Source organism: Ensifer sp. 4252, from assembly GCF_050434565.1.
Classification (GTDB): Bacteria; Pseudomonadota; Alphaproteobacteria; order Rhizobiales; family Rhizobiaceae; genus Ensifer.
This window is the reverse complement of the sequence record NZ_JBNDIU010000003.1, coordinates 207,830-234,165: the sequence shown is the minus strand read 5'-3', so window position 1 is coordinate 234,165 and position 26,336 is coordinate 207,830. Positions and strand designations below refer to the sequence as shown.

The 26,336-nt window shown below is 62.6% G+C and carries 27 protein-coding genes; 15 read left to right on the top strand and 12 right to left on the bottom strand.

Annotated elements, in window-relative coordinates; genetic code table 11:
* Positions 1-27 precede the first annotated feature (27 nt).
* Positions 28-249 carry a 50S ribosomal protein L31 gene (rpmE, locus tag ABIE33_RS10100; RefSeq protein ID WP_053249635.1) on the bottom strand — a complete coding sequence of 74 codons (222 nt, stop codon included), beginning with the start codon at positions 247-249 and terminating at the stop codon, positions 28-30.
* Positions 250-479: 230 nt separating this feature from the next.
* On the opposite strand from rpmE, the gene ABIE33_RS10095 reads away from it, so the two are divergent.
* Complete coding sequence (locus ABIE33_RS10095) at positions 480-2,261, top strand: ABC transporter transmembrane domain-containing protein (RefSeq protein ID WP_429124408.1); 1,782 nt, start codon at positions 480-482, stop codon at positions 2,259-2,261.
* Between the two features lie 134 nt (positions 2,262-2,395).
* Positions 2,396-3,388: a Bug family tripartite tricarboxylate transporter substrate binding protein gene (locus tag ABIE33_RS10090; RefSeq protein WP_429124405.1), complete on the top strand. Its 993-nt coding sequence runs from the start codon at positions 2,396-2,398 to the stop codon at positions 3,386-3,388.
* Between the two features lie 317 nt (positions 3,389-3,705).
* Here ABIE33_RS10090 and ABIE33_RS10085 read toward each other — a convergent pair whose 3' ends face one another.
* From ABIE33_RS10085 to ABIE33_RS10060, 6 genes are all read right to left on the bottom strand, one after another.
* Positions 3,706-5,355, bottom strand: coding sequence for an FAD-binding dehydrogenase (locus ABIE33_RS10085; RefSeq protein WP_429124403.1), 1,650 nt, complete (start codon positions 5,353-5,355; stop codon positions 3,706-3,708).
* Positions 5,356-5,549: 194 nt separating this feature from the next.
* Positions 5,550-6,581, bottom strand: a complete 1,032-nt coding sequence (locus tag ABIE33_RS10080; protein WP_429124401.1) for a peptidoglycan -binding protein — start codon at positions 6,579-6,581, stop codon at positions 5,550-5,552.
* Between the two features lie 3 nt (positions 6,582-6,584).
* Positions 6,585-7,688 carry a MotA/TolQ/ExbB proton channel family protein gene (locus tag ABIE33_RS10075; RefSeq protein WP_429124399.1) on the bottom strand — a complete coding sequence of 368 codons (1,104 nt, stop codon included), beginning with the start codon at positions 7,686-7,688 and terminating at the stop codon, positions 6,585-6,587.
* Positions 7,689-7,891: 203 nt separating this feature from the next.
* Positions 7,892-8,692: an inositol monophosphatase family protein gene (locus ABIE33_RS10070; protein ID WP_429124397.1), complete on the bottom strand. Its 801-nt coding sequence runs from the start codon at positions 8,690-8,692 to the stop codon at positions 7,892-7,894.
* Positions 8,693-8,972: 280 nt separating this feature from the next.
* Positions 8,973-10,163: a tetratricopeptide repeat protein gene (locus ABIE33_RS10065; RefSeq protein ID WP_429124724.1), complete on the bottom strand. Its 1,191-nt coding sequence runs from the start codon at positions 10,161-10,163 to the stop codon at positions 8,973-8,975.
* Between the two features lie 9 nt (positions 10,164-10,172).
* Complete coding sequence (locus ABIE33_RS10060) at positions 10,173-10,826, bottom strand: thiamine phosphate synthase (RefSeq protein ID WP_429124396.1); 654 nt, start codon at positions 10,824-10,826, stop codon at positions 10,173-10,175.
* A 102-nt stretch (positions 10,827-10,928) separates the two neighbouring features.
* Between ABIE33_RS10060 and ABIE33_RS10055 the strand changes: the two genes are divergently transcribed.
* Together ABIE33_RS10055 and ABIE33_RS10050 are read left to right on the top strand one after the other, a co-directional pair.
* Positions 10,929-11,708 (top strand): sulfite exporter TauE/SafE family protein, encoded by a 780-nt coding sequence (locus ABIE33_RS10055; RefSeq protein WP_429124394.1) that lies wholly within the window; start codon positions 10,929-10,931, stop codon positions 11,706-11,708.
* Between the two features lie 97 nt (positions 11,709-11,805).
* Complete coding sequence (locus ABIE33_RS10050; protein ID WP_053249627.1) at positions 11,806-12,066, top strand: ArsR/SmtB family transcription factor; 261 nt, start codon at positions 11,806-11,808, stop codon at positions 12,064-12,066.
* Positions 12,067-12,227: 161 nt separating this feature from the next.
* Here the strand turns inward: ABIE33_RS10050 and ABIE33_RS10045 are convergent, their stop codons facing one another.
* Positions 12,228-12,401, bottom strand: a complete 174-nt coding sequence (locus ABIE33_RS10045; protein WP_065780944.1) for a YdcH family protein — start codon at positions 12,399-12,401, stop codon at positions 12,228-12,230.
* A 212-nt stretch (positions 12,402-12,613) separates the two neighbouring features.
* Between ABIE33_RS10045 and ABIE33_RS10040 the strand changes: the two genes are divergently transcribed.
* The 7 genes from ABIE33_RS10040 (at position 12,614) to ABIE33_RS10010 (ending at position 16,960) form a co-directional block, all read left to right on the top strand.
* Positions 12,614-12,817 (top strand): YdcH family protein, encoded by a 204-nt coding sequence (locus tag ABIE33_RS10040; RefSeq protein ID WP_025424784.1) that lies wholly within the window; start codon positions 12,614-12,616, stop codon positions 12,815-12,817.
* A gap of 53 nt (positions 12,818-12,870) precedes the next feature.
* Entirely contained in the window at positions 12,871-13,335 is a 465-nt protein-coding gene (purE, locus tag ABIE33_RS10035; RefSeq protein ID WP_429124722.1) for a 5-(carboxyamino)imidazole ribonucleotide mutase, read from the top strand.
* Positions 13,332-14,381 (top strand): 5-(carboxyamino)imidazole ribonucleotide synthase, encoded by a 1,050-nt coding sequence (locus tag ABIE33_RS10030; protein ID WP_429124391.1) that lies wholly within the window; start codon positions 13,332-13,334, stop codon positions 14,379-14,381. The genes purE and ABIE33_RS10030 overlap by 4 nt, the downstream gene beginning before the upstream one ends.
* A 176-nt stretch (positions 14,382-14,557) precedes the next feature.
* Positions 14,558-14,683: a type B 50S ribosomal protein L36 gene (gene ykgO / locus ABIE33_RS10025; protein WP_053249625.1), complete on the top strand. Its 126-nt coding sequence runs from the start codon at positions 14,558-14,560 to the stop codon at positions 14,681-14,683.
* An 81-nt stretch (positions 14,684-14,764) separates the two neighbouring features.
* Positions 14,765-15,379, top strand: a complete 615-nt coding sequence (locus ABIE33_RS10020) for a hypothetical protein (RefSeq protein ID WP_429124388.1) — start codon at positions 14,765-14,767, stop codon at positions 15,377-15,379.
* A gap of 34 nt (positions 15,380-15,413) precedes the next feature.
* Entirely contained in the window at positions 15,414-15,929 is a 516-nt protein-coding gene (locus ABIE33_RS10015; RefSeq protein WP_429124386.1) for a hypothetical protein, read from the top strand.
* Between the two features lie 20 nt (positions 15,930-15,949).
* Entirely contained in the window at positions 15,950-16,960 is a 1,011-nt protein-coding gene (locus tag ABIE33_RS10010) for an alpha/beta fold hydrolase (protein WP_429124385.1), read from the top strand.
* Between the two features lie 2 nt (positions 16,961-16,962).
* Here ABIE33_RS10010 and pyk read toward each other — a convergent pair whose 3' ends face one another.
* Positions 16,963-18,402 (bottom strand): pyruvate kinase, encoded by a 1,440-nt coding sequence (gene pyk, locus ABIE33_RS10005; RefSeq protein WP_429124383.1) that lies wholly within the window; start codon positions 18,400-18,402, stop codon positions 16,963-16,965.
* Positions 18,402-18,878: a DUF1036 domain-containing protein gene (locus ABIE33_RS10000; protein ID WP_429124720.1), complete on the bottom strand. Its 477-nt coding sequence runs from the start codon at positions 18,876-18,878 to the stop codon at positions 18,402-18,404. Before ABIE33_RS10000 ends, pyk begins: the two co-directional genes overlap by 1 nt.
* 191 nt (positions 18,879-19,069) lie before the next feature.
* Here ABIE33_RS10000 and ABIE33_RS09995 point away from each other — a divergent pair, with 191 nt between their 5' ends.
* From ABIE33_RS09995 to ABIE33_RS09985, 3 genes are all read left to right on the top strand, one after another.
* Positions 19,070-19,864, top strand: coding sequence for an N-formylglutamate amidohydrolase (locus tag ABIE33_RS09995; RefSeq protein ID WP_429124381.1), 795 nt, complete (start codon positions 19,070-19,072; stop codon positions 19,862-19,864).
* Between the two features lie 19 nt (positions 19,865-19,883).
* Positions 19,884-20,189 (top strand): DUF1244 domain-containing protein, encoded by a 306-nt coding sequence (locus tag ABIE33_RS09990; protein ID WP_429124379.1) that lies wholly within the window; start codon positions 19,884-19,886, stop codon positions 20,187-20,189.
* A 124-nt stretch (positions 20,190-20,313) separates the two neighbouring features.
* Entirely contained in the window at positions 20,314-20,580 is a 267-nt protein-coding gene (locus ABIE33_RS09985; RefSeq protein WP_025424796.1) for a DUF2312 domain-containing protein, read from the top strand.
* Between the two features lie 75 nt (positions 20,581-20,655).
* Here ABIE33_RS09985 and ABIE33_RS09980 read toward each other — a convergent pair whose 3' ends face one another.
* Positions 20,656-22,521: a DUF882 domain-containing protein gene (locus tag ABIE33_RS09980; RefSeq protein ID WP_429124377.1), complete on the bottom strand. Its 1,866-nt coding sequence runs from the start codon at positions 22,519-22,521 to the stop codon at positions 20,656-20,658.
* A gap of 180 nt (positions 22,522-22,701) precedes the next feature.
* Positions 22,702-24,183 (bottom strand): sigma-54-dependent transcriptional regulator, encoded by a 1,482-nt coding sequence (locus ABIE33_RS09975; RefSeq protein ID WP_429124718.1) that lies wholly within the window; start codon positions 24,181-24,183, stop codon positions 22,702-22,704.
* Positions 24,184-24,431: 248 nt separating this feature from the next.
* On the opposite strand from ABIE33_RS09975, the gene ABIE33_RS09970 reads away from it, so the two are divergent.
* Entirely contained in the window at positions 24,432-26,291 is a 1,860-nt protein-coding gene (locus ABIE33_RS09970) for a M3 family oligoendopeptidase (protein WP_429124375.1), read from the top strand.
* Positions 26,292-26,336 lie beyond the last annotated feature (45 nt).

Below are 26,336 nucleotides of genomic sequence, written 5' to 3'. Positions count from 1 at the left end.
TCGAAAACGCGCCAAGAGAGCGTGTGATTAGAGGCCGAGGCCTTCGAAACGCTTCTTGAACTTGGAGACGCGGCCGCCGCGGTCCATGAGCTGCTGGTTGCCGCCCGTCCAAGCCGGGTGCGACTTCGGGTCGATTTCCAGGTTCATGGTGGCGCCTTCCGAACCCCAGGTCGAGCGGGTTTCGTATTCGGTGCCGTCAGTCATGACCACCTTGATCAGGTGATAGTCGGGATGGATGTCTGCCTTCATAACGATCTTCCTAGAGTTCCAGGGTCCAATTGTCGCAAGGCATTGCGACTTCGAGACCGAACACGTAAATGAAGCCGCGGACCGGCTGATGGGCCACGGCTTCCCAATTCGATGCCGTGCCTATACATCAAGGTCTGCGGGATAACAAGTGCCGCGCGGAAGACTCATGGGCAAACCCGCCCCCTCCGTGATTGGCGAACGGGGGTCATGTGTCCGAACGAGAAAACCAGGTGCCAGCGCGTAAATCCATTCGCCCTCTCGCCACGCTGCTACCCTACCTCAAGCGCTACCGCCATCTGGTCATCGGCGCCGGTATCTCGCTCGTTATCGCTGCGGTGACGACCCTGACGCTGCCGCTTGCCGTCAGGCGCATGGTCGACAACGGCTTCTCCAATTCCGACAGCGGTTTCATCAATACCTATTTCTCGATGCTGATGATGCTCGCCATCATCCTCGCCTTGGCCAGTGCCGCGCGCTACTACTTCGTCATCACCCTTGGCGAGCGCATCGTCGCCGATCTCCGGCGCAACGTCTTCCAGCACGTTACCCGCCTTTCCGCATCGTTCTTCGACGTCAACCAGTCGGGCGAGATCGTCTCGCGGCTGACCGCCGACACCACACAGCTCAAGTCCGCCGTCGGCGCGACGGCATCGGTCGCCCTTCGCAACCTGATCCTGTGTCTCGGCGCCATCGGCATGATGGTCTATACCAGCCCGAAGCTGTCGAGCCTGGTGCTGGCGGCAATCCCCGTCATCGTGTTTCCGCTGGTCGGCTTCGGCCGCTCCGTCCGCCGCCGCTCGCGCCAAGCGCAGGACACGCTGGCGACGGCATCGGCCTATGCCGGCGAGGCGATCGCCGCCTCGCGCACGGTGCACGCCTTCAACAGCGAGGACATCGCCAACAACCGCTTCGGCACCGCCGTCGAGGATGCCTTCGGCGCGGCGCGCGCGGCGATCAAGGCACGCTCGGTGCTGACGGCCTTCGCCATCACCATGGTGTTCGGCAGCGTTGTCGCCGTGCTCTGGTTCGGCGCGCGCGATGTGCTGGCAGGCAATCTCTCGGCCGGCACTCTCAGCCAGTTCCTGCTTTATTCGGTCTTCGCCGCCGGCAGTCTCGGCTCGCTGTCGGAGGTCTGGGGCGAACTCTCGCAGGCAGCCGGTGCCGCGGAGCGGTTGAACGAACTGCTGACCGAAGTCCCGGAAATCGAAGCGCCCGCCAACCCCGTCGCCATGCCGTCACCGGCTCTCGGCGCCATCAGCTTCGACGATGTCTTTTTCGCGTATCCCGCGCGCCCTGATTACAAGAGCCTGAACGGCCTGAGCTTTGCGATCAAGCCCGGTGAAACCGTCGCCATCGTCGGCCCGTCCGGTGCGGGCAAGAGCACGGTCTTCTCGATGCTGCTGCGGTTCTACGATCCGGCGAAGGGCGCCATCACCGTCGACGGCATCGATATCCGTACCGTCGACCCGAAGGATCTTCGCGACCGGCTGGCGATCGTGCCGCAGGACGTCACCATCTTTGCCTCCTCCGTTCATGACAACATCGCCTTCGGCCTGCCGGGTGCAAGCCGCGAGGCCGTGCACGCTGCAGCCGTCGCCGCCCAGGCCGACGAATTCATCGGGCGGATGGAAAAGGGCTACGACACGCTTGTGGGCGAGCGCGGCATCACGCTCTCGGGTGGCCAGCGCCAGCGCATCGCCATTGCCCGCGCCATTTTGCGCAACGCGCCGATACTCTTGCTCGACGAGGCGACGTCCGCGCTCGACGCCGAAAGCGAAACCCTGGTGCAGAAGGCGCTTGAAGGCTTGCTGCATGAACGCACGACTGTTGTCATCGCTCACCGGCTCGCAACCGTGCTCAAGGCCGACCGTATCCTCGTGATGGAACAAGGCCGGGTCGTCGAAGAGGGAACCCATGCCTCACTGATCCGGCAGGACGGGCTCTATGCCAAGCTGGCCCGGTTGCAGTTCAACCACGGCGCCGAGGAGCTGTTCCTGAGCACGGGCAAATAATACAAACACTACCATAGTCGCATGCCGGCATGTCCGACATACCATTGCAGCTGGAAAGCCGGACCCTATTCTATAGGTGCCGGCTTTTTTTTCAGCCGCCACGCCCGATGTGGATTGTTCAGGGAGGAACCTTAATGACGTTTTCGAAGTTGACCCGCCGAGCGGCACTTGCCCTCGGCTTCACTGCACTCACCGTTTTCGGCTCTGGTATTCAGGCGAACGCCCAAGGCTTTCCGGATCGCGCCGTCACCCTCGTCGTTCCTTTTGCCGCCGGCGGTTCGACCGACGTGGTCGCGCGCATCGTCGCGCAGAAGATGTCGGAGAATCTCGGCCAACAGGTCATCGTCCAGAACGTCGCCGGCGCCGGTGGCAACCTCGGTGCCGACAATGTCGCACGCGCCGATCCGGACGGCTACACGATCCTCATGGGCACGGTCGCGACCCACGCCCTCAACCCGCTGATCCTCAAGACCAAGCCCTACGACCCGGAAAAGGACTTCGCCCCGATCTCGCTTCTGGTCGTCGTGCCGAATGTGCTGGTGGTCAATCCGGAACTGCCGGCCAAGACCGTCGAGGAACTGCTGGCTCTGCTGAAAGCCAAGCCCGATGAGTATGCCTACGCCTCTTCCGGCAACGGCACGCCGCTGCACCTCTCCGGCGAACTCTTCAAGAAGATGGCCGGTGTCAGCATGCAGCATATCCCTTACAAGGGTGCAGGCCCGGCGCTGAACGACGTTATCGGCAATCAGGTGCCGATCATGTTCGACAACCTGCCGTCCTCCTCCAGCCACATCAAGGCCGGCACCTTGCGGGCGCTTGCGGTAACGACGGCCGAGCGTGCGCCATCCTTCCCCGACGTTCCGACGGTCGCTGAAGCCGGCATTCCGGGCTACGAAACCTACACCTGGAACGCGCTGTTTGCGCCGGCCAACACGCCCGAGCCTGTGGTGGCGCGCCTGAACGAAGCCGCCAACAAGGCCCTTGCGGACCCGGCCGTGGTCGAGCGGATGAAGGAGTTCAGCGCCACCATCGTCGGCTCGACGCCGCAGGAACTTGGCGCGCATGTGAAGGCCGAATTGGAAAAATGGACGCCTGTCGTTCGCGACGCCAACATCCAGATGGATTGATCTGGGCGATTTTATTCCAGCCAGCGGATTGGCCCCTCATCCGGCTGCCGGCCACCTTCTCCCCGCCAGCGGGGAGAAGGGATACTGTAGCACGCGCTCGCCGACCTCGAGCGTCTCGGTCTTAAGCGGGGCCATGAAAACGCTCTATCTCTTTGTTTTTCGCACTTCCTGACGGAAACCGCTTCACACTTTTCCTGAAAGGCTCTGGCCACAACAAGCGCCGCGCCGGCCGCAGCATGCGTCCCCTCTCCCCGCCTGCGGGGAGAGGGCTAGGGTGAGGGGCACAGTACACAGAGCAACGATGTCGTTCGGGTAACTCAAAGCGTCCCGGCAGCACCCCGCCCGGCGACGCGGCCGGAATAGATGCAGCCACCGAGAAACGTGCCTTCGAGCGCGTTGTAACCATGCATTCCACCGCCGCCGAAGCCTGCGACCTCACCTGCAGCATAAAGGCCCGGCACTGGCTCGCCCGATTGTTCCAGCACCTGGCCCGATAGGTTGGTCTGTAGGCCGCCGAGCGTCTTGCGCGTCAGGATGTGCAGCCTCACCGCAATCAGCGGCCCGGCCTTGGGATCGAGCAGGCGGTGCGGCTTGGCGGTACGCAGCAGCCGGTCGCCGCGATAGGACCGTGCCCCGCGGATCGCCGTCACCTGCGCATCCTTCGAAAAGGGATTGGTGATCTCGCGGTCGCGCGCCTCGATCTGCTCGCGCAGGTGATCGACCGACAGCCGGTTCTCGCCGGTCAGCGCATTCATCGCCGGCACGAGATCGACGAGCCGGTCGCGAACGATGAAGTCCTCGCCCTTGTCCATGAAAGCTTGCACCGGCCCGGGCGGGTTCTTGCCCAAGCGCTTGAGCAGGAGCGAGATGCTCTTGCCGGTCAGGTCCGGGTTCTGTTCGGAACCGGAGAGCGCGAATTCCTTCTTGATGATCGCCCGCGTCAGGATGAACCAGCTGTAGTCGTGGCCGCTGTCGCGAATGGCCTGCAATGTGCCGAGCGTATCGAAGCCGGGCATGGCGGGTGCGGAAAAACGATTGCCGTCGGCATCGCACCAGAAGGACGACGGGCCGGGCAGGATGCGAATGCCGTGGTCCGGCCAGATCGGATCGAAATTCTTGAGGCCTTCTGTATAGTGCCACATGCGATCGGAATTGATGACTGAGCCACGGGCGCGGCCGGCAATCTCCAGCATGCGGCCGTCGACATGGTGCGGTACACCACAGACCATCGTTGCCGGCGGCTGGCCGAGCCGCTTGCGCGGCCAATTGCGCCGCACCAGCTCATGGTTGCCGCCGATGCCGCCCGAGGTCACGATCACCGCGCCCGCCGATATCTCGAAATCACCGGCGACATCGCGCGAGCTTCTCTGGCCCCTGCCGACCGGATCGGGCTTGAGCACCGTACCGCGCGCGCCGGTGACCGCCCCATCCGTCGTCACCAGCTCATCGACGCGGTGGCGGAAGCGAAACCGCACGAGACCGCGGCTTTCTGCCTCCCGGGTCAGCCGCACGAACGGCTCGAGCACAGCGGGGCCGGTGCCCCAGGTGACGTGGAAGCGCGGAACCGAATTGCCGTGTCCATGCGCAAGGCCGCCGCCGCGCTCTGCCCAGCCGACGACCGGGAACCAGCGCATGCCGAGCGCATGCAGCCAGCTGCGCTTCTCACCGGCAGCGAAATCGAGATAGGCATCGGCCCAAAGCCGCGGCCAGTGATCCTCGGGACGGTCGAACTGCGAGGAGCCCATCCAGTCCTGGCGGGCGAGCTGGCGACTGTCCTTGATGCCCATGCGCCGCTGCTCGGGGCTGTCGACGAAAAAGAGGCCGCCAAGCGACCAGAAGGCTTGGCCGCCGAGGTTCTGCTCCCCCTCCTGATCGAGAACGATCACCTTGCGGCCGAGCGCTGCCGCCTCCGACGCTGCCACTAAGCCGGCAAGCCCGGCACCGACGACCAGTACATCACAATCCATCCAAGGTGCCTCCCGGTATCCCCCCGGAGATGCGAGCCTCTTCGTCATCCCCAGGAATGCAAGCCCTCTCCGGCATTCCCGAGGATGCAGGCGTCGTGCATCCCTCGGACGAAAGTGTTACGCGTACGTCAAGGTCAATTCAAGGGCGCTGGCTCAAGGAGGCCGGGTCGCTGGCGTTGTCTCGTTCAGCGAGCCTATTTCTCGGTCAGCTTCAGCTCGATACGACGGTTCTGCGACCGCGCCTCGACGCTTTCACCCTCAGCGATCGGCTGATACTCGCCGAAGCCGGCCGCAACCAGCCTGTCGGCCGGAACGCCCTTCGAGATCAGGAACTTGACGACGGATGTGGCACGGGCAGACGAAAGCTCCCAGTTGTCGGCATAACGGCCGGCGCCTGAAAGCTGTACATTGTCCGTGTGCCCGTCGACGCGCAGCACCCAGTTGATCTCCGCCGGAATTTCCTTGGCGAGGTCAAGCAGTGCCGAGGCGAGCTTGGCCATTTCGGCCTGGCCCTCGGGATTGAGTTCGTTGCCGCCGGAGGGGAAAAGCACCTCCGACTGGAAGACGAAGCGGTCGCCGACGATGCGGATGTTTTCGCGATCGGACAGGATTTCGCGCAGCCGCCCGAAGAAATCGGAGCGATAGCGGTTTAGTTCCTGCACCCGTTGCGCCAGAGCGACATTCAGCCGGCGGCCGAGATCGGCGATTTTCGTCTGCGAAGACTGGTCCTTGGCTTCCGACGCCTGCAAGGCCTCTTCGATCGCCGCGATCTGGCTGCGCAGCGCCGCGATCTGCTGATTCAGAAGCTCGATCTGGCTCATGGCGCGAGCGCTGGTCTGGCGTTCGGCGTCGAGCTCGGCACCGACACGCCCCAGCTTTTCGTTGGCGGCATCGGTGCTGCCGGCGCCCCGGTCAAGCAAGGCTTGCAGGCGAGAACGCTCGCCTTCCGACTGGGAGAGGGAGGCCTGCAGATTGGCGAGTGAATCCTCGAGATCCTGCTTGCCGCTCTTTTCGAGCGCAAGCAATTGAGTCAGCTCGTTGATCTGGCTGTTCAGCCGGTTCAGAACCTCGTCCTTGCCGCTGATTTCGCGGCTGAGCAGGAACTGCGCGAGCACGAAAACGCTGAGCAGGAACATGATCGACAGGAGCAGGGTCGATAGCGCATCGACGAAACCGGGCCAATAGTCGACCGTGCGCTGTGTGCGGCCTTTACGGGCAAGCGCCATAGATCATTCCCCTCCGGACTCGTCCGCGTGGCTGAGCTTCGCCTGCGATCCGGATTTCTCACCGTTCACCGAAATGCGCTCGGTGTGGCCGATGCGCGTCGTCAGCTTGTCCAGCGTCTTGCGCATGGCCTTCGCCTCTTCCTGCTGCGCCTCGATCCAGTCGCGCAGCATCTGCTGCTCGCCGCGCATGTTCTTGACCAGTCCCTGAATGCCTTCGGCAAGGCTCGCCATCGCCGCCGTCGTGCGCTGGCTGGAACCGCCTTCATGGTTGAGGCGCACAAGCTGGTCCGTCAGGCGCTTCAGCTCCTCGACCGGCGCGCCGGCCGGCAGGTCGCCGACCATGGAGAGTTCCGAACCGACATCGGTGACAGAGGAAAGCCAGTTTTCAAGCTCGGTATAGAAGCGGTTCTGCGCCCGGCCTGCCTGCAGATCGAGAAAGCCGAGGATCAGTGAGCCGGCAAGGCCGAAGAGCGACGTCGAAAACGCCGTGCCCATGCCGGCCAGCGGCGCTGACAGGCCGGTCTTCAGGGCGCCAAGCACGTCTTCGGTGCTGCCGGAACCGGCGTCCAGCGACTGGATGACGGTGTTGATGGAACCGATCGTGCCGAGCAGACCCCAGAAGGTGCCGAGCAGACCGAGAAAGACGAGAAGGCCGGTCAGGTAACGCGTGGTGTCACGCGATTCATCGAGGCGTGTTGCAATCGAATCCAGGATCGACCGCAGCGCGGTGGTCGAGATCGCCGTCTGGCGACCGCCGATCAGCGCGCGCATCGGCGCAAGCAGAACCGGGTCTCGCCCGACCTTGTCGGCACTGCCGGCGGCACGGAAAGAATTGAACCAGCGCACCTCGGGGCGAAGCCCGATCACATGATTGAACGCCAGCAGGATGCCGATCAAAAGCACCCCGAGGATCAGGCCGTTCAAGCCGGGATTGGCGAGGAAGGCATTATGCGCCTGGCGGAAAAGGATCGCGCCGACGAAACCGACAATGATCAGGAAGATCACCATGGTCCAGAAAAAGTGCATGGGGCTCGAAAGCTTATGCGGATTGTAGCCTGCGTCCACGCCTTCCCGACCGTCCCACCCGGACAGATGCAGTTTCGTCATGGGTATACCATTCTCCCGGTTGCATTTGGCGGAACGGTGCCGCGACGTGTCGGAGCCTACTGCATAATTTCTCAAATCGGAATCGATTTAAGGAGAAAGTTATGCGGCAAGTTTGAGGCGCTACAGCGCCGAATTGAAGGAAAAACAAAAGCCCCCGACGCATGGTGCGCCGGAGGCTTGAAGCAAAAGCCGGACGGCCCGGTTTATTTCGACGGGATCGGACGGTGAACGACGTCGCGCAGCGCCTTGGTGATGTATTCGTTGCCGCAGATGATCGAACCCTCATCGACCGGCTTGGCGCCACCATCGATATCCGTCGACCAGCCACCGGCTTCGCGGATCAGAAGCACGCCGGCCGCAATGTCCCAGGCGGCCAGGTCGCGCTCCCAGTAGCCGTCGAAACGGCCGGCTGCGACATAGGCGAGATCGAGCGAGGCCGAGCCCATGCGGCGAATGCCGGCGACTTCGCCCATCACATGGCGCAGTTCGATCAGGTATTTGCCGTGATTGCCGCGGCCGAGATGGGGCGTACCGGTGGCGATGACCGCATCCGACAGGGCCTTGCGCGCAGCCACGCGCAGACGGCGGTCGTTGAGGAAGGCGCCACCACCACGCTCGGCCGTGTAGAGTTCGTCCGTTGCCGGGTTGAACACGACAGCGCCGACGATCTCGCCCTGGCGCTCAAGCGCGATCGAGACAGCGAAATGCGGAATGCCGTGCAGAAAGTTGGTGGTGCCGTCGAGCGGATCGACGATCCATCGATGGGCGCCATCGGTGCCGATGATCTCCTCGCCTTCCTCGCCGAGGAAGCCATAGGTCGGACGCGCCTTCAGCAGTTCTTCGCGGATGAGCTTTTCGGCCTTGCGGTCGGCCTGGGACACGTAGTCGCCCGGTCCCTTGAGCGAGACCTGCAGGTTCTGGACTTCACCGAAATCGCGTGCCAGCGACTTGCCGGCCTTGAAGGCGGCCTGAACCATGACATTGAGGAGAGCTGAACGGGCCATCTGGCGATCCTTGTGAAGCGAAGGCCGATCGAGCCTTCTCGATCGGACATTGAACCTGTGTGACGGAACATGGGGGAGCGCCTGCCGATCGGGCAAGGCCAGACATCGTGTTCCGTCGTCAAAAAACCGAGTGAAGATCACTCCGCCCGGGGTCGCGACGGAAAACCATGGCGCCAGGGGCAAAAACCGGGGGCTTCAAGACCACAAAAGCCCCGGAAGTTCAAGAGAAATAGCATTTGGACCCGGCGAACGGCCAAGATTCAGGCGCCTGGAATGCCGGTCAGGTCGAGCGGAACTTGTTGGCCGCGCTCAGCGCCGCCTTCTGCTGCTGCTCGTTGAGACCGAGGTAGAAATCTTCCAGCGCATCATCCTTGAGGCCAGCGCGGCGCGACAGCACATACCACTTCGCCGCCTCGACCGGATTGGGCCGGGTACCGATGGCGTTGACATAGAGATGCGACAGCCGGTTCTGGGCCACGACATTGCCGCCTTCCGCCGCCCGCTTCATCCAGCCGAAACCGTCCTCCAGGTTGCGATCGCCGGCAATACCTTCGATCATCCAGATGGCGATATCGAGCTGCGCCGTGTCGTAACCTGCATGGGCCGCACGAAGCAGCCATTCCCTAGCCCGCGCCCGCTTGCCTTCGTCGATGCCGTCGACGTTGACATAGATCTGCGACAACGCATATTGCGCGTCGGCGATCCCCTGCTCGGCCGATTTTTCGTAGTAGGGCATCGCCGCCTTCAGACCTTTCGGCCCGGGGCTGTCGGCCACGAGCGTCTGCCCGTAGTTGAACTGGGCGGAGCCATTGCCGAGATCGGCCGCCTTCTTCATCAGCTCTTCGGACTTCTTGCGGTCGCGCTTGACATAACGCCCTTCCATCAGGATCAGCGCGTATTTGAACATGGCGGCCGGGTCGCCGTTTTCGGCCGCCTGTCCATACCAGAACGCCGCCTGCTTGGCATTGCGCACCACGCCGAGGCCCTGCTGAAGGATTTCGGCAACGAGCGTTTGCGCGGCAGAATCGCCGAGCTGCGCGCGGGGAAGCGCCAGATCCATCGCCGTCAGATAATAGCCGCGCTGGAAAGCGCCGTAGGCGTCGTCGACCTTGCCGGCGAACGGCTTTTCCGCAGGTAGTGCCGGCAACTCGGCGCCCATGCGGTCAAAGACATTGACGCCTTGCGAAGGCACGGTGCCATCACCAGCCTTCTTCTTGTCCGCCGGGTCAGCCGGCTTGGCCCCAGGCTTGCCAGTGCCTTCTTCCGGCATCGCCGCGCCATTGAAGGGGGTGATGCGGCCACGCTTTGCGGCACCGCCGTCATCGGCGTCGACGCCTTGCTCCTGCAAAGGAACCGGTTGTTCCTGTGCGGGAACCGGCTGCTCCTGTGCACGCACCGGCGTCGCCGCGGCAGCGGCGATGGCAAGGAGGGCAACGCCCCAGCTGAGCTTTGACGACAGTCGGTTCAACATCGACACGTCTTAATCTTCAAACCGTGGCGCTTTTTCGTCAAGAAGCGCGTTGACGGCCGCAACGACCGCCGGCGCCTGTTCGGGCTCGCCGAAGACGGCAAGACGAAGCGCCACGAACTCGGCGCCGGTCTCGGCAGCCGCCAGCGCCGATTGCGGATCCGTGCCGCCCATGACGATGCAGGGGATCTCGATCATCGAGGCCCACCATTCGGCAAGCGCCAGGTTCTTCGGATGCGCATCCGGTTTGATGTCGCCATCGGTCTTGCCGAAGAACACATAGTCCGGACGCACTTCGCCGATTTGAAGCGCATGGTGGCGGTCGGCCGCATTGCCGCCGCCGACGATGAGCTTCGGCGTGTGTTTTTCGACCGCCTCGCCGAGCGCTTCGGCGTTACCCGAAATGTGCAGGCCGTCGGCCTTGGCCCGCCCGGCCACGCGGGAATCGCCGTCGATCAGCGCGGCCGCGCCGGCCTCCTGAATGATCGGCACGAGGCGCTCGGCGTGTTTCTGGAACTCGCCGTCGTCGAGGCCGTATTGCGGCACGATCACCGAAGCGACGTCGCCACCCTTCAACGCGTCGGCAAGCACCTTGGCGCGTTCCGCCGGATCGGCGATATCGGGTGCGATCAGCACCAGGCGGCAGCGTTCACTTGTCTTGCTCATGACATCCATTTCCGGCTGTGCCCGCCTGTCGGCGGAAACCAGCGCTCGATTTCGTTTGGGAAAACCGATAGACGGAGACGTCAAAAGGATCAACCGCCACCGATGCTTCCCGACCTGGACTTCTATCTCGTCGCCATCCCGGCGGTTCTTCTCGTTGGCCTCAGCAAGGGCGGCATGGGCGAGGCCCTTTCGTTGATGGGCGTGCCGATCCTGTCGATGGCCGTTTCGCCGGTTCAGGCAGCAGCGCTGCTTTTACCGATCCTGATTGCGATGGACCTCGTCTCGCTCTGGATGTGGCGCAAGCACGGCGATCGCAAGACCCTCTTCATGCTCCTGCCCGGCGCCATCGCCGGCATTCTCATCGGCTGGGCAACATCGGCCTATGTCTCGCGCGACTATCTGCGTCTGATCATCGGCCTCATCACCGTGCTGTTCGTCTTGCGCTATGTCTACAATGTCTGGCGCATGCGCAACGGAATAACGATCACGCCCAAGAAGCAGCGGGCCGGCCCGGCGACGCTCTGGGGCTCGTTCGCCGGCTACGGCAGCTTTGTCGCTCACGCCGGCGGCCCGCCTTTTCAGATCTACGCCCTGCCGCTTCAACTCGATCCGCGCGAATACACCGGCACAATCGTGCGCTTCTTCGCCATCCTCAATGCCGTCAAGCTCATCCCCTATTTCGCGCTCGGCCAGCTCGACATGAGCAATCTCAAGATCTCTGCGACGCTGTTTCCTCTGGCGATCGTTGCCACCGTCTGCGGTGCGTTCATCGTTCGCCGCATGAAGCCGCAGATCTTCTATCCCTTCATGTATAGCATGGCTCTCATCGCCGGACTGAAACTGCTGTGGGATGGTGTCAACAGCCTGCTGGCCGGCAGCTGAGACCATTCAAGCAAGCCGTCATATTGCGAAGCAAAACGAAAATGCCGCAGCGCACAAATTTCTTGCCGCCCGCGGGGATTTCGCCTAACGTCCGGTCATGACCATTGCGGACCCTTTCGATGCCATCGCGGATCCCAACCGGCGTTACCTGCTGGAGGAGTTGCGGCGCGCGCCGAAGACGGTCAACGAACTGGCAGAAGGATTGCCGATCAGCCGGCCCGCGGTATCACAGCACCTGAAGGCCCTGCTGGACTGTAATCTGGTTTCGGTTTCGGCCAACGGTACGCGTCGCATATATGCCATCAACCGCCCCGGCTTCGACGGGCTCAACCTGTGGTTGGATCAATTCTGGGCCTGATGGTCGGACGGAAGCGTAACCGCCGCCTGACACAAAACGACCGGGTCTCAAACCCGGTCGAGCGATCCGTATCTTCCGTTGAGGGGATTGGTTGTGAACCTTGTTGCGTCGTCTCCGCGGAGAGGACACCTCCCGTTGTTACTGGGAAATACCGTGCATAATCAGTGAGTCGAGGACCGAAGCCTTTCGATTTCGTCCTTGATGCGCAGCTTCCTTCGCTTGATATCGCTGATCATTTCGTCCTCGGTGGACGGCTGGTTCATTGCTGCATGGAGCTCCTGCTCCAGTGCGCCATGTTTTTTCTCAAGCGTTGCAAGATGAGCCTCAATGGTCATTGGCAGTCCCTTCCTTTTGCTTGCATCCGGCAGGTAAATGCCGGATGTTCCATGGTTGTAACCTTACTACTGTGCCACGCCATTTTTCATTTGTCGAAGGCGAAATGATGACGACGGATAACTTCCCGTTACCGCCCAAGATGTGATAGAGCGGCGCATGAAATTCCGGTTCGAGGAGGACTTCGCAACCGGGCTGATGGGGATCGCTTTGCATGCCGGACCAGGACCAGGCCGAACTCAGATTGACCGCCGCGCGGCTGAGGCAGGAACATGAAGACTATGATGCTGCCATCAACGCCATGATCCAGACCGGCTGCGATGCGCTCAGAATTCAGCGCATGAAAAAGAAGAAGCTGGTGATCAAGGACAAGATCACCAAGCTCGAAGACCAGATCATTCCCGACATCATCGCCTGAAGCGGAACTTTAAAGACGTGCTCGACACCACGACCCCACCCGTCGCCATCATCATGGGAAGCCAGTCCGACTGGGAGACGATGAAGAACGCCGCCGATACGCTCGACGCGCTCGACATTGCCTATGAGGCCCGCATCGTTTCTGCACACCGCACACCTGATCGGCTGGTGAGCTTCGCCAAGGGCGCGCGCGACGAAGGCTTCAAGGTCATCATCGCCGGTGCCGGCGGCGCCGCCCACCTGCCGGGCATGTGCGCCTCGATGACGCCGCTGCCGGTTTTCGGCGTGCCGGTGCAGTCGAAGGCGCTGTCCGGCCAGGACAGCCTGCTGTCGATCGTCCAGATGCCGGCCGGCATCCCTGTCGGAACGCTGGCGATCGGGCGCGCCGGCGCCGTCAACGCAGCACTGCTCGCCGCAGCCGTGCTGGCACTCAGCGACGACGACCTTGCCGACCGCCTCGACGATTGGCGCGAACAGCAGACCGTCGCCGTCGCAGAATATCCGGTAGACGACGCATGACAACCATTGGCATCATTGGCGGCGGCCAGCTCGGCCGCATGCTGGCCATGTCTGCTGCACGGCTGAATTTCCGCACCATCATCCTCGAGCCGCAGGCGGACTGTCCGGCAGCGCAGGTGGCAAACGAACAGATCGCCGCCGCCTATGACGATGAGACAGCGCTCGATGCGCTGGCAGCCGCGTGCGACATCGTCACCTACGAATTCGAGAATGTGCCGGTCGCGGCCGCCGAGAGGCTTGCGCGTGCGCGGCCGGTCTTCCCGCCGCCAAAGGCTCTGGAAGCCGCCCAGGATCGCCTGGTCGAAAAACGCTTCCTCAACGACAGCGGCATCGTCACCGCCCGTTTCCATGCCGTCGACAGCCAGGCCGATCTTGAAGCAGCACTCGCCGATTTCGGCGGTTCCGGCGTTCTGAAGACCCGTCGCCTCGGCTATGACGGCAAGGGCCAGCGTGTGTTCCGCTCCGGGCAGGACAGCCCGCAAGGCGCCTTCGCGGCGCTCGGCTCCGTGCCGCTGATCCTCGAAAGCTTCGTGCCGTTCGAGCGGGAAATCTCCATTATCGCTGCCCGCTCGGCAGATGGTGCGGTCGGCAGTTACGATCCGGCGGAGAACGTTCACCGTAATGGCATCCTGCATACCTCCACCGTACCCGCGGCCATTGGCCCTGCCACCGCAGAGAGCGCGCGCACGGCAGCCAAGGCGATCCTCGATGCGCTTGGCTATGTCGGCGTCATCGGTGTGGAGTTCTTCGTGCTTGCGGACGGCAGTCTCGTCGCCAATGAAATGGCGCCGCGCGTGCACAATTCCGGCCACTGGACGGAAGCGGCCTGCATCGTCTCGCAATTCGAGCAGCACATTCGCGCCGTGGCCGGCCTGCCGCTCGGCAATCCCGTTCGCCACTCCGACTGCGTGATGCAGAACCTGATCGGCGACGACATCGACGACGTGCCGGCCTGGCTTGCCAAGGACAACGTCTTCGTCCATCTCTACGGCAAGACGGAAGCGCGAGCGGGCCGCAAGATGGGCCACATTACCCGCCTGACGTGAGCCTCAAAGCCACAGAAATGCGGGGCAAGACGCCAAAATCCGGCGCCTTGCGGTTGACACAACAGGGGTGACACGGTATTTGCCATCCCACCTTACGGAGCGCGCTGCATGGCGCGCTTTTGATTGTTAGAAATACCGGGCGAATTTTGTTTCCCCGAAACCTGCGGATCAGGAAAATGAAGATCAAGAATTCGCTCAAGTCGCTGAAGACCCGCCACCGCGAAAACCGTCTGGTTCGTCGCAAGGGCCGTATGTACATCATCAATAAGCAGAACCCGCGCTTCAAGGCACGTCAGGGCTGAGGCTCAGACTGGTTTCTGTTTGGCACCTCGCTTCGGCGATGTCCCAAAATTGATTTTGATCTTATTCCGTGGCGAGCTAACATGCTCGCCATGCGAGTTTTTGTACCCTTGATTCTGGCGTGTTCCGCCCTTCTCGCCGCCTCAGTTGGAGCCGGCACCCTGACTTTCGCCGCAGAGACGGCACCGGAAACCGAGGCCGCCAGCCTCGCCACCCCAAAGCAACGCCTCGACGCCCTGTTCTCCGACCTGAAGAAGGAACGGGACGCCGACAAGGCGCGCGAACTCGCCAACCAGATCCGCCTGGAATGGCAGGATTCCGGCAGCGCGACAGTCAACCTTTTGATGCAATGGGCTGACAAATCCATCACCGACAACAAGCAGGCGGCAGCCCTCGATATCCTCGACCAGGTCATCACGCTCGCCCCGAGCTACGTCGAAGGCTGGAACCGCCGCGCGACCCTGCACTACACCATGGGCAACTATCGCAAGTCGATGTCGGACATCAATCATGTCCTGTCGCTCGAGCCTCGGCATTTCGGGGCGCTCGCCGGCATGGCCGCAATCCTCGGCTCCGCCGGCAAGGACGAGCTGGCGCTCAGGGCCTGGGAGCAGTTCCTGGCAATCTATCCCGCCGATCGCAAGGCGCAGGAGCAACTGGGCGAGCTGACCGAAAAGCTCGCAGGCAGCAAGACGTAAACCGGCCGGATGCCGAAGCAAGCGCAGGGCCTGCATGACGCCTTCCACCGAGCTGGCCGTTATCCGTAACCTTGCCGTGGCCGCGCGCCAATTCATGGAACCGATCTGGTTGGAATGGCACAGCGCCTGGAACGGCGAAGCCCCGATCACGCCCGCACAATGGACATGCGGACGCACGAGCCTTTTTCTGGTCCGTGTCCTTAAGGCCGAAGGTCTCGAAACCTCGTGGGCAAGCGGCACGCCGCGCCTGTCACCTTCTGGACCGGAGTTGGGCAATTTCGGTTTCCTCAGCGAGGCCGGCTGGCAAAGCCACGCCTGGGCCGAATGCGGCAACATCATCGTCGATGTTACAGCCGACCAGTTCGGAGCTCCTCCCGTGCTTATCACCGACCGGCGCGATCGCCGTTACGGCAAGGGCGACCGCGACACGGCATTGCCGGAGTTCATTCTGGCCCATCAGCGCGCCGTCGACGAAATCTGGCCACGATGGCTCGGCATTAGCCGAGACAGATCGATGTCCGTCACCTGGACCTTTGACACTGCCGAATAATAAAAGGAGCCGCCAAGACAATGGTTCTAGCCGCCCTGCTCATCGTTGCCCTGATCCTCGCAGGCATTGCCTACAGCCTGCACAGCGCACGAGGCATCAGCGCACGGTTCCCGAACATGGGCGAGCTGATCGACGTCGGCGGCTTCCGCATGAACAGCATCCACCTGCCGGCGACTGCAGAGGCTGACCTGGCGCCGCTCGTCTTCATCCACGGTGCGAGCGGCAACCTGCTCGATCAGATGCATGCCTTTGCTCCCGCCTTCGAAGGCCGCGCGGAGATGCTGTTCGTCGACCGGCCGGGCCACGGCTACTCCGAGCGCGGCGGCCGGGCGAATGATCGCCCCGACGGCCAGGCGGACGCGATTGCAAAACTGATGGAGAAGAGAGGCATGGCCCAGGCGATCATTGTCGGCCATTCCTTCGGCGGGGCGATCGCCGCGAGCTTCGCTCTGCACCATCCGGAGAAGACGACGGGCCTCATCCTGCTGGCGCCGGCGACCCATCCCTGGCCGGGCGGCATCGACTGGTACTACCGGCTGACGGCCCTGCCCTATGTCGGCTGGCTGTTCGCGCATACGCTGGCAGTGCCGATCGGCCTCAGGCGGATCGACAGCGGCACACGTTCGGTCTTTTCCCCCAATCCGCGGCCCGCCGACTATATCGACAAGACGGCGCCGCATCTTGTGCTGCGCCCCCTCGCCTTCCGCAACAACGCCGTCGATGTCGCCAATCTGCATGCCTATGTCACCGAGGTCGCGCCGCAATATGCGGAGATCACCGCGCCGACGATCATCATCAGCGGCGACAGCGACGACATCGTGCTGGCCGATATTCATTCGCGCAGCCTGGCACGCGACATTGCCGGGTCGGAACTGCTGTGGATCGGCAACCTCGGCCACAAGCCCGATTATGTCGTCACCGATGTCGTTGTTGCAGCGGTGGAGAAACTCTCTGGACGGCCTATCGACCTCGACAAAATAATAAGGCGGGCCGAAGCCCGCCTTATCGTCCAACCCAAAGACGTTCGTTAGTCTCAGATACCGCTCATGCCGTCCGAGCCGATATAGGCGATGCGCAGCATATTGGTGGCGCCGGGCGTGCCGAGCGGCACACCGGCCGAGATGATGACACGCTCACCAGGCTTGCCGAAACCCTCGTGAGCGACGATGCGGCAAGCGCGGTTGACCATGTCGTCCAGATCGGTCGCATCCTCGGTGACGACGCAATGCAGGCCCCAGACGACCGAAAGCCGGCGAGCGGTCTGCACGATCGGCGAGAGCGCGATGATCGGCACCTGCGGCCGCTCGCGGGCGGCACGGAGACCCGTGGTGCCGGACGAGGTGTAGCAGACGATCGCGGAAAGCCGGAGCGTCTCGGCAATCTGGTGGGCAGCCAGCGAAATCGCGTCGGCACCGGTCGCCTCGGGCGGCGTGCGCTGAGCGTAGATGATGCTGGAATAGTGAGGGTCGCGCTCGACGTTGCTGGCGATCGACGCCATGGTCGAGACGGCTTCAACCGGATACTCGCCAGAAGCCGATTCAGCCGACAGCATGATGGCGTCTGCGCCTTCGAAGACGGCGGTCGCCACGTCGGAGACTTCAGCACGCGTCGGCACCGGCGCGGAGATCATCGATTCCAGCATCTGCGTGGCAACGACCACCGGCTTGCCGGCACGGCGACATGCACGCGTCAGCTGCTTCTGCAGGCCCGGTACGGATTCGAGCGGCATTTCGACGCCAAGGTCGCCGCGCGCCACCATCAGCGCGTCGGAGAGCTCGATGATCTCGTCGATGCGCTCGAGCGCCTGCGGTTTTTCGATCTTGGACATCAGGCCGACACGGCCGCGGGCGATCTTGCGAACCTCGGCCAGATCCTCCGGGCGCTGGACGAAGGAAAGCGCCACCCAGTCGAACTCGCCGGTTGCCAGAACCGCATCGAGGTCGGAGCGGTCCTTGTCGGTCAGGACGCCGACGGCCAGCAGCGTGTCGGGCAGGCTGACGCCCTTGCGGTCGGAAATCTTCGTGCCGGCAACCACGGTCGTGACGATGCTCTTGCCATCGGTCTTTTCGGCGCGCAGGTGCAGTTTACCGTCATCGATCAACAGGCGATGGCCAGGCTTGACCGCTTCGAGGATCTCCGGGTGCGGCAGGAAAACGCGGGTGCTGTCGCCAGGTTCGTCCTTGTTGTCGAGGGTAAAGGTCTGACCGACCTTGAGGTCGACCTTGCCTTCGGCAAACTTGCCGACGCGCAGCTTCGGGCCCTGCAGGTCGCCGAGAATGCCGATCGGGCGGCCACAGCGCGCTTCCACCGCGCGGATGCGCTGCACCAGCGTGCGCATCACTTCGTGGCTTGCATGGCTCATGTTAATACGGAACAGATCAGCCCCCGCCTCGTGCAGCTTCTGGATCATCTGCTCGTCCGAGGACGCCGGTCCGAGCGTGGCGAGGATTTTGACTTTTCTGTTCCGCTTCATCAATTCTGGCTTTCCTGCGTGCCGGGCGTATCGGAGAGCTGAACCATCCAGCTTCCTTGTCGCCCCGTGTCATATTCCTTGAATCCCATCCGCTGGAAGCCGCGGGCAAAGCAGTCCTGCACGCCGGAAACCTTGAATTCGTTTTCGGCGACGCACATGTTGACGTCGCCGGTCCAACGGCCGCCCCGGGCGGCGTCTTCAGCGTAGAGATAATAGTATCGCGATTCGAGTTCGCCCTCGATCAGGGTCGCGCAGGTGGTCGCAGGAACCTGCCACCACCCCTCGGTTACCCAGCCTTCCTTGGCGCGGTAACCGATTGCCACGCCGACCAGATTTTGCGTGCCATTGCAGACGCGAAAATCGGCGCGAGCTTCACCGGCGAATAGAAATGAGCCTGAAATAGCCAGGGAAAACAGGAGGATCCCCCCCAATGTCGACAGCCCCGGCCTCGCTTTGGAAAATGGATATCTGGACACGGTTTCCGATGGAACTCCGTTTTGATTTGCGTGGCCTTTCTTGCGACGACCAGCCCGGAAAGTCAACGTAACTCTAATCGATTACATCGGGCTAATTGGGTGTCGATTGCGCAAAACAGTTGCGTTTTTCTTGTGAATGTCGCCGACGCATGCAATCAAAAGCATGACCCCCGAAAGCAGACTGGAACGGCATGCAGCACTATTCGCCCTATGAGATTATCGAGGCCAACCCCACAACCGGCCTCGTTCTTCTCGCCGATCACGCCATGAACCGCCTGCCGGAAGAATATGGCAGCCTCGGCCTGCCGGAAGCCGCGTTTCAGCGACATATCGCTTACGACATCGGCGTCGAACATCTGGTCCGCCGGCTCTCGGCCGCACTCGACGCACCTGCAGTTCTAGGGTGTTTTTCGAGACTTTTGATCGACCCCAATCGCGGCGAGGACGATCCGACGCTGATCATGAAGATCTCCGACGGCGCGATCATTACGGGAAACCACCCGATCAGCGATAAGGAATGGGACAACCGGCTGAACCGTTTCCATCGCCCCTATCACCGCGCGGTCGCCGAGACACTGGAGCGCAGCGCCGTGGCCTCAGGCAGCGCTCCACTGGTCATCTCGATCCATTCCTTTACGCCCGCCTGGAAGGGTGCCGTCCGTCCGTGGCACGCGGCCGTGCTCTGGGACAACGATCCGCGCGCGGTTCTGCCGCTGATCGAAAAGCTCGAAGCACCGGGCGATATCGTCGTCGGCAACAACGAGCCCTATGACGGGGCGCTGCGCGGGGATACGATGTTCCGGCACTGCATGGCGCCGGGCATTCCCCATGCCCTGATCGAGGTTCGGCAGGATCTGATTTCGGACGAGGCGGGCATCGGCGCATGGGCCGATCGGCTCGCCCCGACCCTTGCCGATCTCAATGCCCGACCCGACCTGCATCGCTACGAACGGCACCCGTCGCGCACCGGCGCCTACGACATCTGAGACGAGGAAAGACAAGACCATGACCGAGCTCACCCCGGACCAGCAGACCGCTTTCGAGGCAGCCGCCTTCCGGCGTCTGGTCGCGCACTTGCGCGAGCGCAGCGACGTGCAGAATATCGACCTGATGAACCTTGCCGGCTTCTGCCGCAACTGCCTGTCCAACTGGTACCTCGAAGCAGCCAACGAAGCCGGCGTGGAACTCGACAAGGAGCAATCCCGCGAGATCGTCTACGGCATGCCCTATGAGGAGTGGCGGGTACTGCACCAGAGGGAAGCGTCGAACGAACAGAAAGCCGCCTTCGAAGCCAGCCGTCCCAAGGAATAAGCCTTAGCAGCGGGCAGCCGCCACGGAAATGCCAGCGTTGTTGCGCAATGGCCCTTGACCTTGGCCGCCGTTCGCGGCACGTCACGGCACCCAAGAATTTCATTCCCCGCAAAAGGAGAAGACCATGTCAGATGCACACGGCGTCGCGCGCGACCAGCTCCGCGCTTTCATCGAACGGATCGAGCGCCTGGAAGAAGAAAAGAAGACGATCGCCGACGATATCAAGGACGTCTACGGCGAAGCCAAGTCCACCGGCTTCGATGCCAAGATCCTGCGGAAGGTCATCTCCATTCGCAAGCAGGACGCCGATGAGCGCATGGAACAGGAAGCGATCCTCGACACCTACCTGCAGGCGCTTGGCATGATCCCGGCCGCGGCTGAAGAAGAATAATTTCTTCGCGATAGACAGCAAAAAGCCCGCCGGTATCACCGGCGGGCTTTTTGTTGGGTCTCATTTGCGCGAAGCTCAGTTGGTGCTGAACTTCTTCACTTCCATGAAGTTGACGGCATTGCCGCTGAAGCGAGCCGTATCCACCGTCCCTGCACCACTGCTGAAGCCCGCGGCATAAACAGTCGTCGGGGCCGTGCGCAGCGTCTTGCTGACAAACCGCGGTGCCTTCACGGGCTTGGAAAGCGTCGCGACGCGACCGGCCGAAAGAGCCCATTCGGAGATGATCTTCTGCGTCAGCTTCGGCTCTGTGCGAACCGATGAACGGGTCGCAGCATCGGCATCGTGCTTCTTCGGACGACCACCCTTTGCCGGGGCTTCGGCCTGCGTGTCGAAGGCACTGTCAAAGGCATTGGCGCGGCCATTCGTCGAGGCCTGCGGCGCATAGGCGGCCATTTCAATCGGCTGCCTGACTGGCTCGCGCTCGGCCTGTGTCGGCGCGGCAAGTGCGACACGTGTCGATGCCTGGGCCGTCGTATCACGCGGCGGCTCGGCCGAGGCCAGAACCGGGCGCTCTGCAAAGGCGGGCACGGCAACCTTGGCGTCCGCGACAGCGGCAAGAGCCGCATCGCCCGCCGGGCGCATGGCCGGCACCGGCACGAAGCCGAGCGCCTGCATGTCGGTTGCCAGCGGATCGACCGATGCCACAAGCGTCTCGCCGGCGGCAGCGTTCACCCCACCACGATCGAGCATCTGCGGGACCGGCACCTTGACCGAGGTCAGATCGGCAAATTCGCTCGGCATTTCCGGCGTCTGCGGCAGGGCAGCAGCAAGCGCTTCCTGGGCAGTATTCTTCTGCGGCGCGACCAACGCCACGGCTACGCCGCCATTTTCAGGCGCATCCTTGAAGGCCGGGCGAACGGCCGGAACCGGTGCATTGATGTTCTGATCGGCGGTGGTCGTCTCGGCAGCGGCCGTCTCGGCGGCGACTGAACCGGCAACACCCGGAAGTGCTTCCTGAGCGGCAGGAGCCGACGCCGTCTGGACCTTTGCCGGAGCAGCTTCTTCATCGCCCGGACCGGCGGTGATCGCCGAGGGTTCTTCATCCTCGTCGCCGCCACCGCCAAAGAGCATGGCAAACAGGTTACCGCGGCGCTTGCCGCCCTCGGCATCGCCCGTCTTCGCGCCACCGCCGGCAACTTCCATTGCTGAGGCGCCGACGCGACGCTTGTAGTCGGCCACGGCCTGGTTATAGCCCGGCAGCGGCTTGCCGTCGGAGGGAACGTGCATGGTCTTGCCGTCGGGGAAGAGACGGGCCAGTTCGTTGCGGCTCATGCGCGGCCAGGCGCGAACGCCGCCGACATCCATGTGAACGAACGGAGAGCCTGAGGTCGGGTAGTAGCCGACGCCACCGACCTGGAATTTCATGCCGATTTCGCGCACCGTCTTCAGCTTCACGTCCGGAATGTAGAAGTCCATCGCCTTGCCGAGCATGTGCTGGCTCTTCTTGGCGACGCCCTTGGAGCGCGAACGCAGCATGCCGTTGGTGGACGGGGAACGATAGGCCGAAACAACGTGGATATAATCGCGCGAGCCGCTCTTGGTGTAGACTTCCCAGACGAGGTCGAGCAGGCGCGGATCCATCTTGGTCGGCTCGTTGCGACGCCAGTCGCGCAGGAACCGGTTGATCTGCTGCAAGCCCTTCGCGTCATAGCGACCGTTGCGCTTGTAGGTGATCTGCGCCTTTTCCTGCGTATGGATGAAATAGAGCTTGAGCGTCCGCGTCTGGCCGGCAGCCTCGACGGGAGGCGCCATGCCAGGCGTGACCAGCGACACCGCAAGTGCGATTGAAGTCAGAACCTGCGGCACCTTACGGGTCATCGCCGAGCAGAGTCTGCTAGCTAAGGAGCCGAGAGGCTTCTTAAAACTGAACAAATTTGGCATTCAATCCCCGTCCGACGGACAACCGTGCTTCGCTGTCTCAGATGACTGTCAAATAAGGTGACAGCATGGCATATATGCCACAGTCGTCACCGCCCCTTATAATATAGTGAATACTTCACTAACAAGGTCTAAACGGCGGTGATCGAATTGCACGGCTAATGAGTCGAGAATGCGTCGATTTTATGCCGCCTCGCGCAGGGGATTGTCGGGATCGATGCCGTAATCCTTGAGCTTGCGGTAAAGCGTCGACCGACCGATGCCGAGTTTACGGGCTACCTGACTCATCTGGCCCCGATAGAATTTCAGCGCAAAACGAATCAGTTCCTCCTCGACTTCGGCAAGTTTGCGAACGTCTCCGCCCTCGTCGACGCTGGCGATTGCGTTCTCCATGCGGCCATCATGCGCGGCATCGACCTCCATCGATTTCGCTGTGCTGGCAAAATCGGGGTAGACGCTTGCAGCCGGGTCGACTGCCGCTTGGCGCTCAGGCCCGGCATCGCCCCAGGAAAAGCCGGAGCGATCGGAGACGACGTAGCCGGGGATCTGCGTGGCGATCTGCGGGAAGTCCTTGACCGTCAGCTCGTTGCCGTCGGCCAGAACGACCGCACGGAAGATCGCGTTCTCCAGCTGGCGGATGTTGCCCGGCCAGTCATAGGCGGTCAGCAGCGCCATCGCACCGCTCGAAACCGTGAGCGGCGTGCTGAGCCTCTGCTCGGACGCGAAACGATCGACGAAGGAGCGCACGAGGACCGGTATGTCCTCCTTGCGCCGACGCAACGCCGGAATGGTGATCGGGAAGACGTTGAGACGATAATAGAGATCCTCGCGGAACCGGCCCTCACGCACCTCGTTGATGAGGTCCTTGTTGGTGGCCGAAATCAGCCGCACATTGACCCGGTGCGGATGGCGCGCGCCGATCGTCTCGATTTCGCCCTGCTGGACCGCACGCAACAGCTTCACCTGCACTTCCAGCGGCAGGTCGCCGATCTCGTCAAGGAACAAAGTGCCGCCGTCGGCGTCAACGAACTTGCCGCTGTGTTTTTCGGTGGCGCCGGTAAAGGCGCCCTTCTCGTGACCGAAGAGAATGCTCTCGACCAGATTGTGCGGGATGGCGCCACAGTTGACGGTGATGAACGGCTTGCCCGAACGGTCGCTGGCCGACTGGATCGCCCGCGCCACCATTTCCTTGCCGACGCCGGATTCGCCTTCGAGCACGATCGGAATGTTGGACTGCGCAGCCCGGCGGGCGAGATCGATCACCCGGATCATCGCGGGGCTCGCCGACACGACGTCGTCGAAGCCGACGGCACCGCCGCGCGGGCGGCGCGAGGTTTTCACCTTGCCGTCACGGCTCGCCATCTTCAGCGCGTTGCCGAGCGCCACCGACAGCCGCTCCGGAGAAACCGGCTTGACCAGGAAGTCGAAGGCGCCCGCCTGCATCGCATGGACGACGGTTTCGATACCACCCTGCCCGGTCTGCACGATCACCGGCGTATCAACGCCCCGTTCCGCCAGCGCATCGAGAAAGCCGTGGCCGTTCATTTCGGGCATCAGCAGATCGAGAAGGATGACGTTGATGATGCCGCCCTTGCGCTCGAGCAGCTCCAGGCCGCTGCGGCCATTGTCGGCGAGATGCGCGACATGACCGAGACGCTCGATCATGTTCGTCAGCAACCGGCGCTGCACCGGATCGTCATCGATGACAAGAATGTGTGATGTCACGGAAGCCTCCTGCTTTGGACACGCGGTACTTTTTGGCCAACGTCATGTGCCAAATCACGTCAGGCATCTGTGCCATAAAGGGCTGAACATCATGTTTTGAGAAATGCTTGCATTTTATCCATTGCCGGCGATAGCAATGGAACCCGTATCGCTTGCCTCTTCCTGCCACGAACGAGAGAAATCCGACGATGACCTTCCGCACCTTTGCCCTCGAGAAAACCGTCGTCCGTGCCGCCACCGGCCCCGCCCAAGGCGCGCTGGCCGAACTCGGCGATCTGCCCTCCTGGCGGCTGGAGGATCTCTATCCGTCCGCAAGCTCGGACGCCTTTCGCTCCGACATGAAAAAGGCCGAAGCGGACTCGATCGCGTTTGAAACGAAGTGGAAAGGCAAGCTTGCCGCCGCTGCGACGAAGGCCGGCGACGACGGCATCGGCGCTGCCGTCAAGGAATTCGAGGCGCTGGAAGACATCATGGGACGCATCGCGTCCTTTGCCGGCCTGACCTATTTCTCCGACACCTCCAAGCCGGAAAACGGCAAGCTCTATGGCGACGTGCAGTCGAAGCTGACCGACATGTCGGCGCATCTCCTGTTCTTCTCGCTCGAACTCAACCGCATCGACGATGCCGTGATCGACGCAGCGCTCGCCAAAGACAGCCTGGCGACGCACTACAAGCCCTGGCTTCTCGACCTGCGCAAGGACAAGCCCTATCAGCTCGACGACAAACTCGAGCAGCTGTTCCTTGAGAAATCGATGACCGGGCCGGCCGCCTTCAACCGCCTGTTCGACGAGACCATGGCGTCGCTGACCTTCACCGTCGACGGCGAGACGATGCCGATCGAAATGGCGTTGAACCTGCTGCAGGACCCCTCGACCGAGATACGCAAGAAGGCGGCGATGGCGCTTGCCGAAACCTTCAGGGCCAATATCCGCACCTTCACGCTGATCACCAACACGCTCGCCAAGGACAAGGAAATCTCGGACCGTTGGCGCGGCTTCGACGATATCGCCGACAGCCGGCATCTGGCGAACCGCGTCGAGCGCGAGGTCGTCGATGCGCTCGCGGAAGCGGTGAAGTCAGCCTATCCGCGCCTCTCGCACCGCTATTACGCCATGAAGGCAAAGTGGCTCGGCATGGAACAGATGGAGTTCTGGGATCGCAACGCGCCACTGCCGGAAACGCCGAATGCGTTGATCTCGTGGAACCAGGCGAAAGACACGGTCCTGTCGGCCTACCATGCCTTCGACCCTGAGATGGCCGCGATTGCCCGACGCTTCTTCGATAACCGCTGGATCGATGCGCCCGTGCGCCCCGGCAAGGCGCCCGGCGCCTTCGCCCACCCGACCGTTCCGTCGGCACACCCCTACGTGCTCGTCAACTATATGGGCAAGCCGCGGGACGTCATGACGCTCGCCCACGAACTCGGCCACGGTGTGCATCAGGTTCTCGCCGGCGAACAGGGCGCGCTGATGGCCTCGACGCCACTGACCCTTGCCGAAACGGCATCGGTGTTCGGCGAAATGCTGACCTTCCGCGCGTTGCTCGACCAGACCAAGGACAAGCGCGAGCGCAAGGCCATGCTCGCCCAGAAGGTCGAGGACATGATCAATACGGTCGTGCGCCAGATCGCCTTCTATGAATTCGAGCGCAAGGTGCACACGGCCCGCAAGGAAGGCGAACTGACCGCCGAGGATATCGGCAATCTGTGGCTCTCGGTGCAGGCGGAAAGCCTCGGGCCGGCGATCCGGATTTCCGAGGGCTACGAGACCTATTGGGCCTACATCCCGCACTTCATCCACTCGCCGTTCTACGTCTATGCCTACGCCTTCGGCGACTGCCTGGTGAACTCGCTCTATGCCGTCTACCAGAACGCCGAAAAGGGCTTCCAGGCGAAGTATTTCGAGCTCCTCAAAGCCGGCGGCACCAAGCACCACCAGGAATTGCTGGCCCCCTTCGGCCTCGATGCCACCGATCCGTCGTTCTGGGCACAGGGTCTGTCGATGATCGAGGGGCTGATCGACGAACTCGAGGCGCTTGATAAGGCGTGATCCGGCGCGGGCCCGCGCCCGCGCTCCAGAGACTTTCAAGGAAGA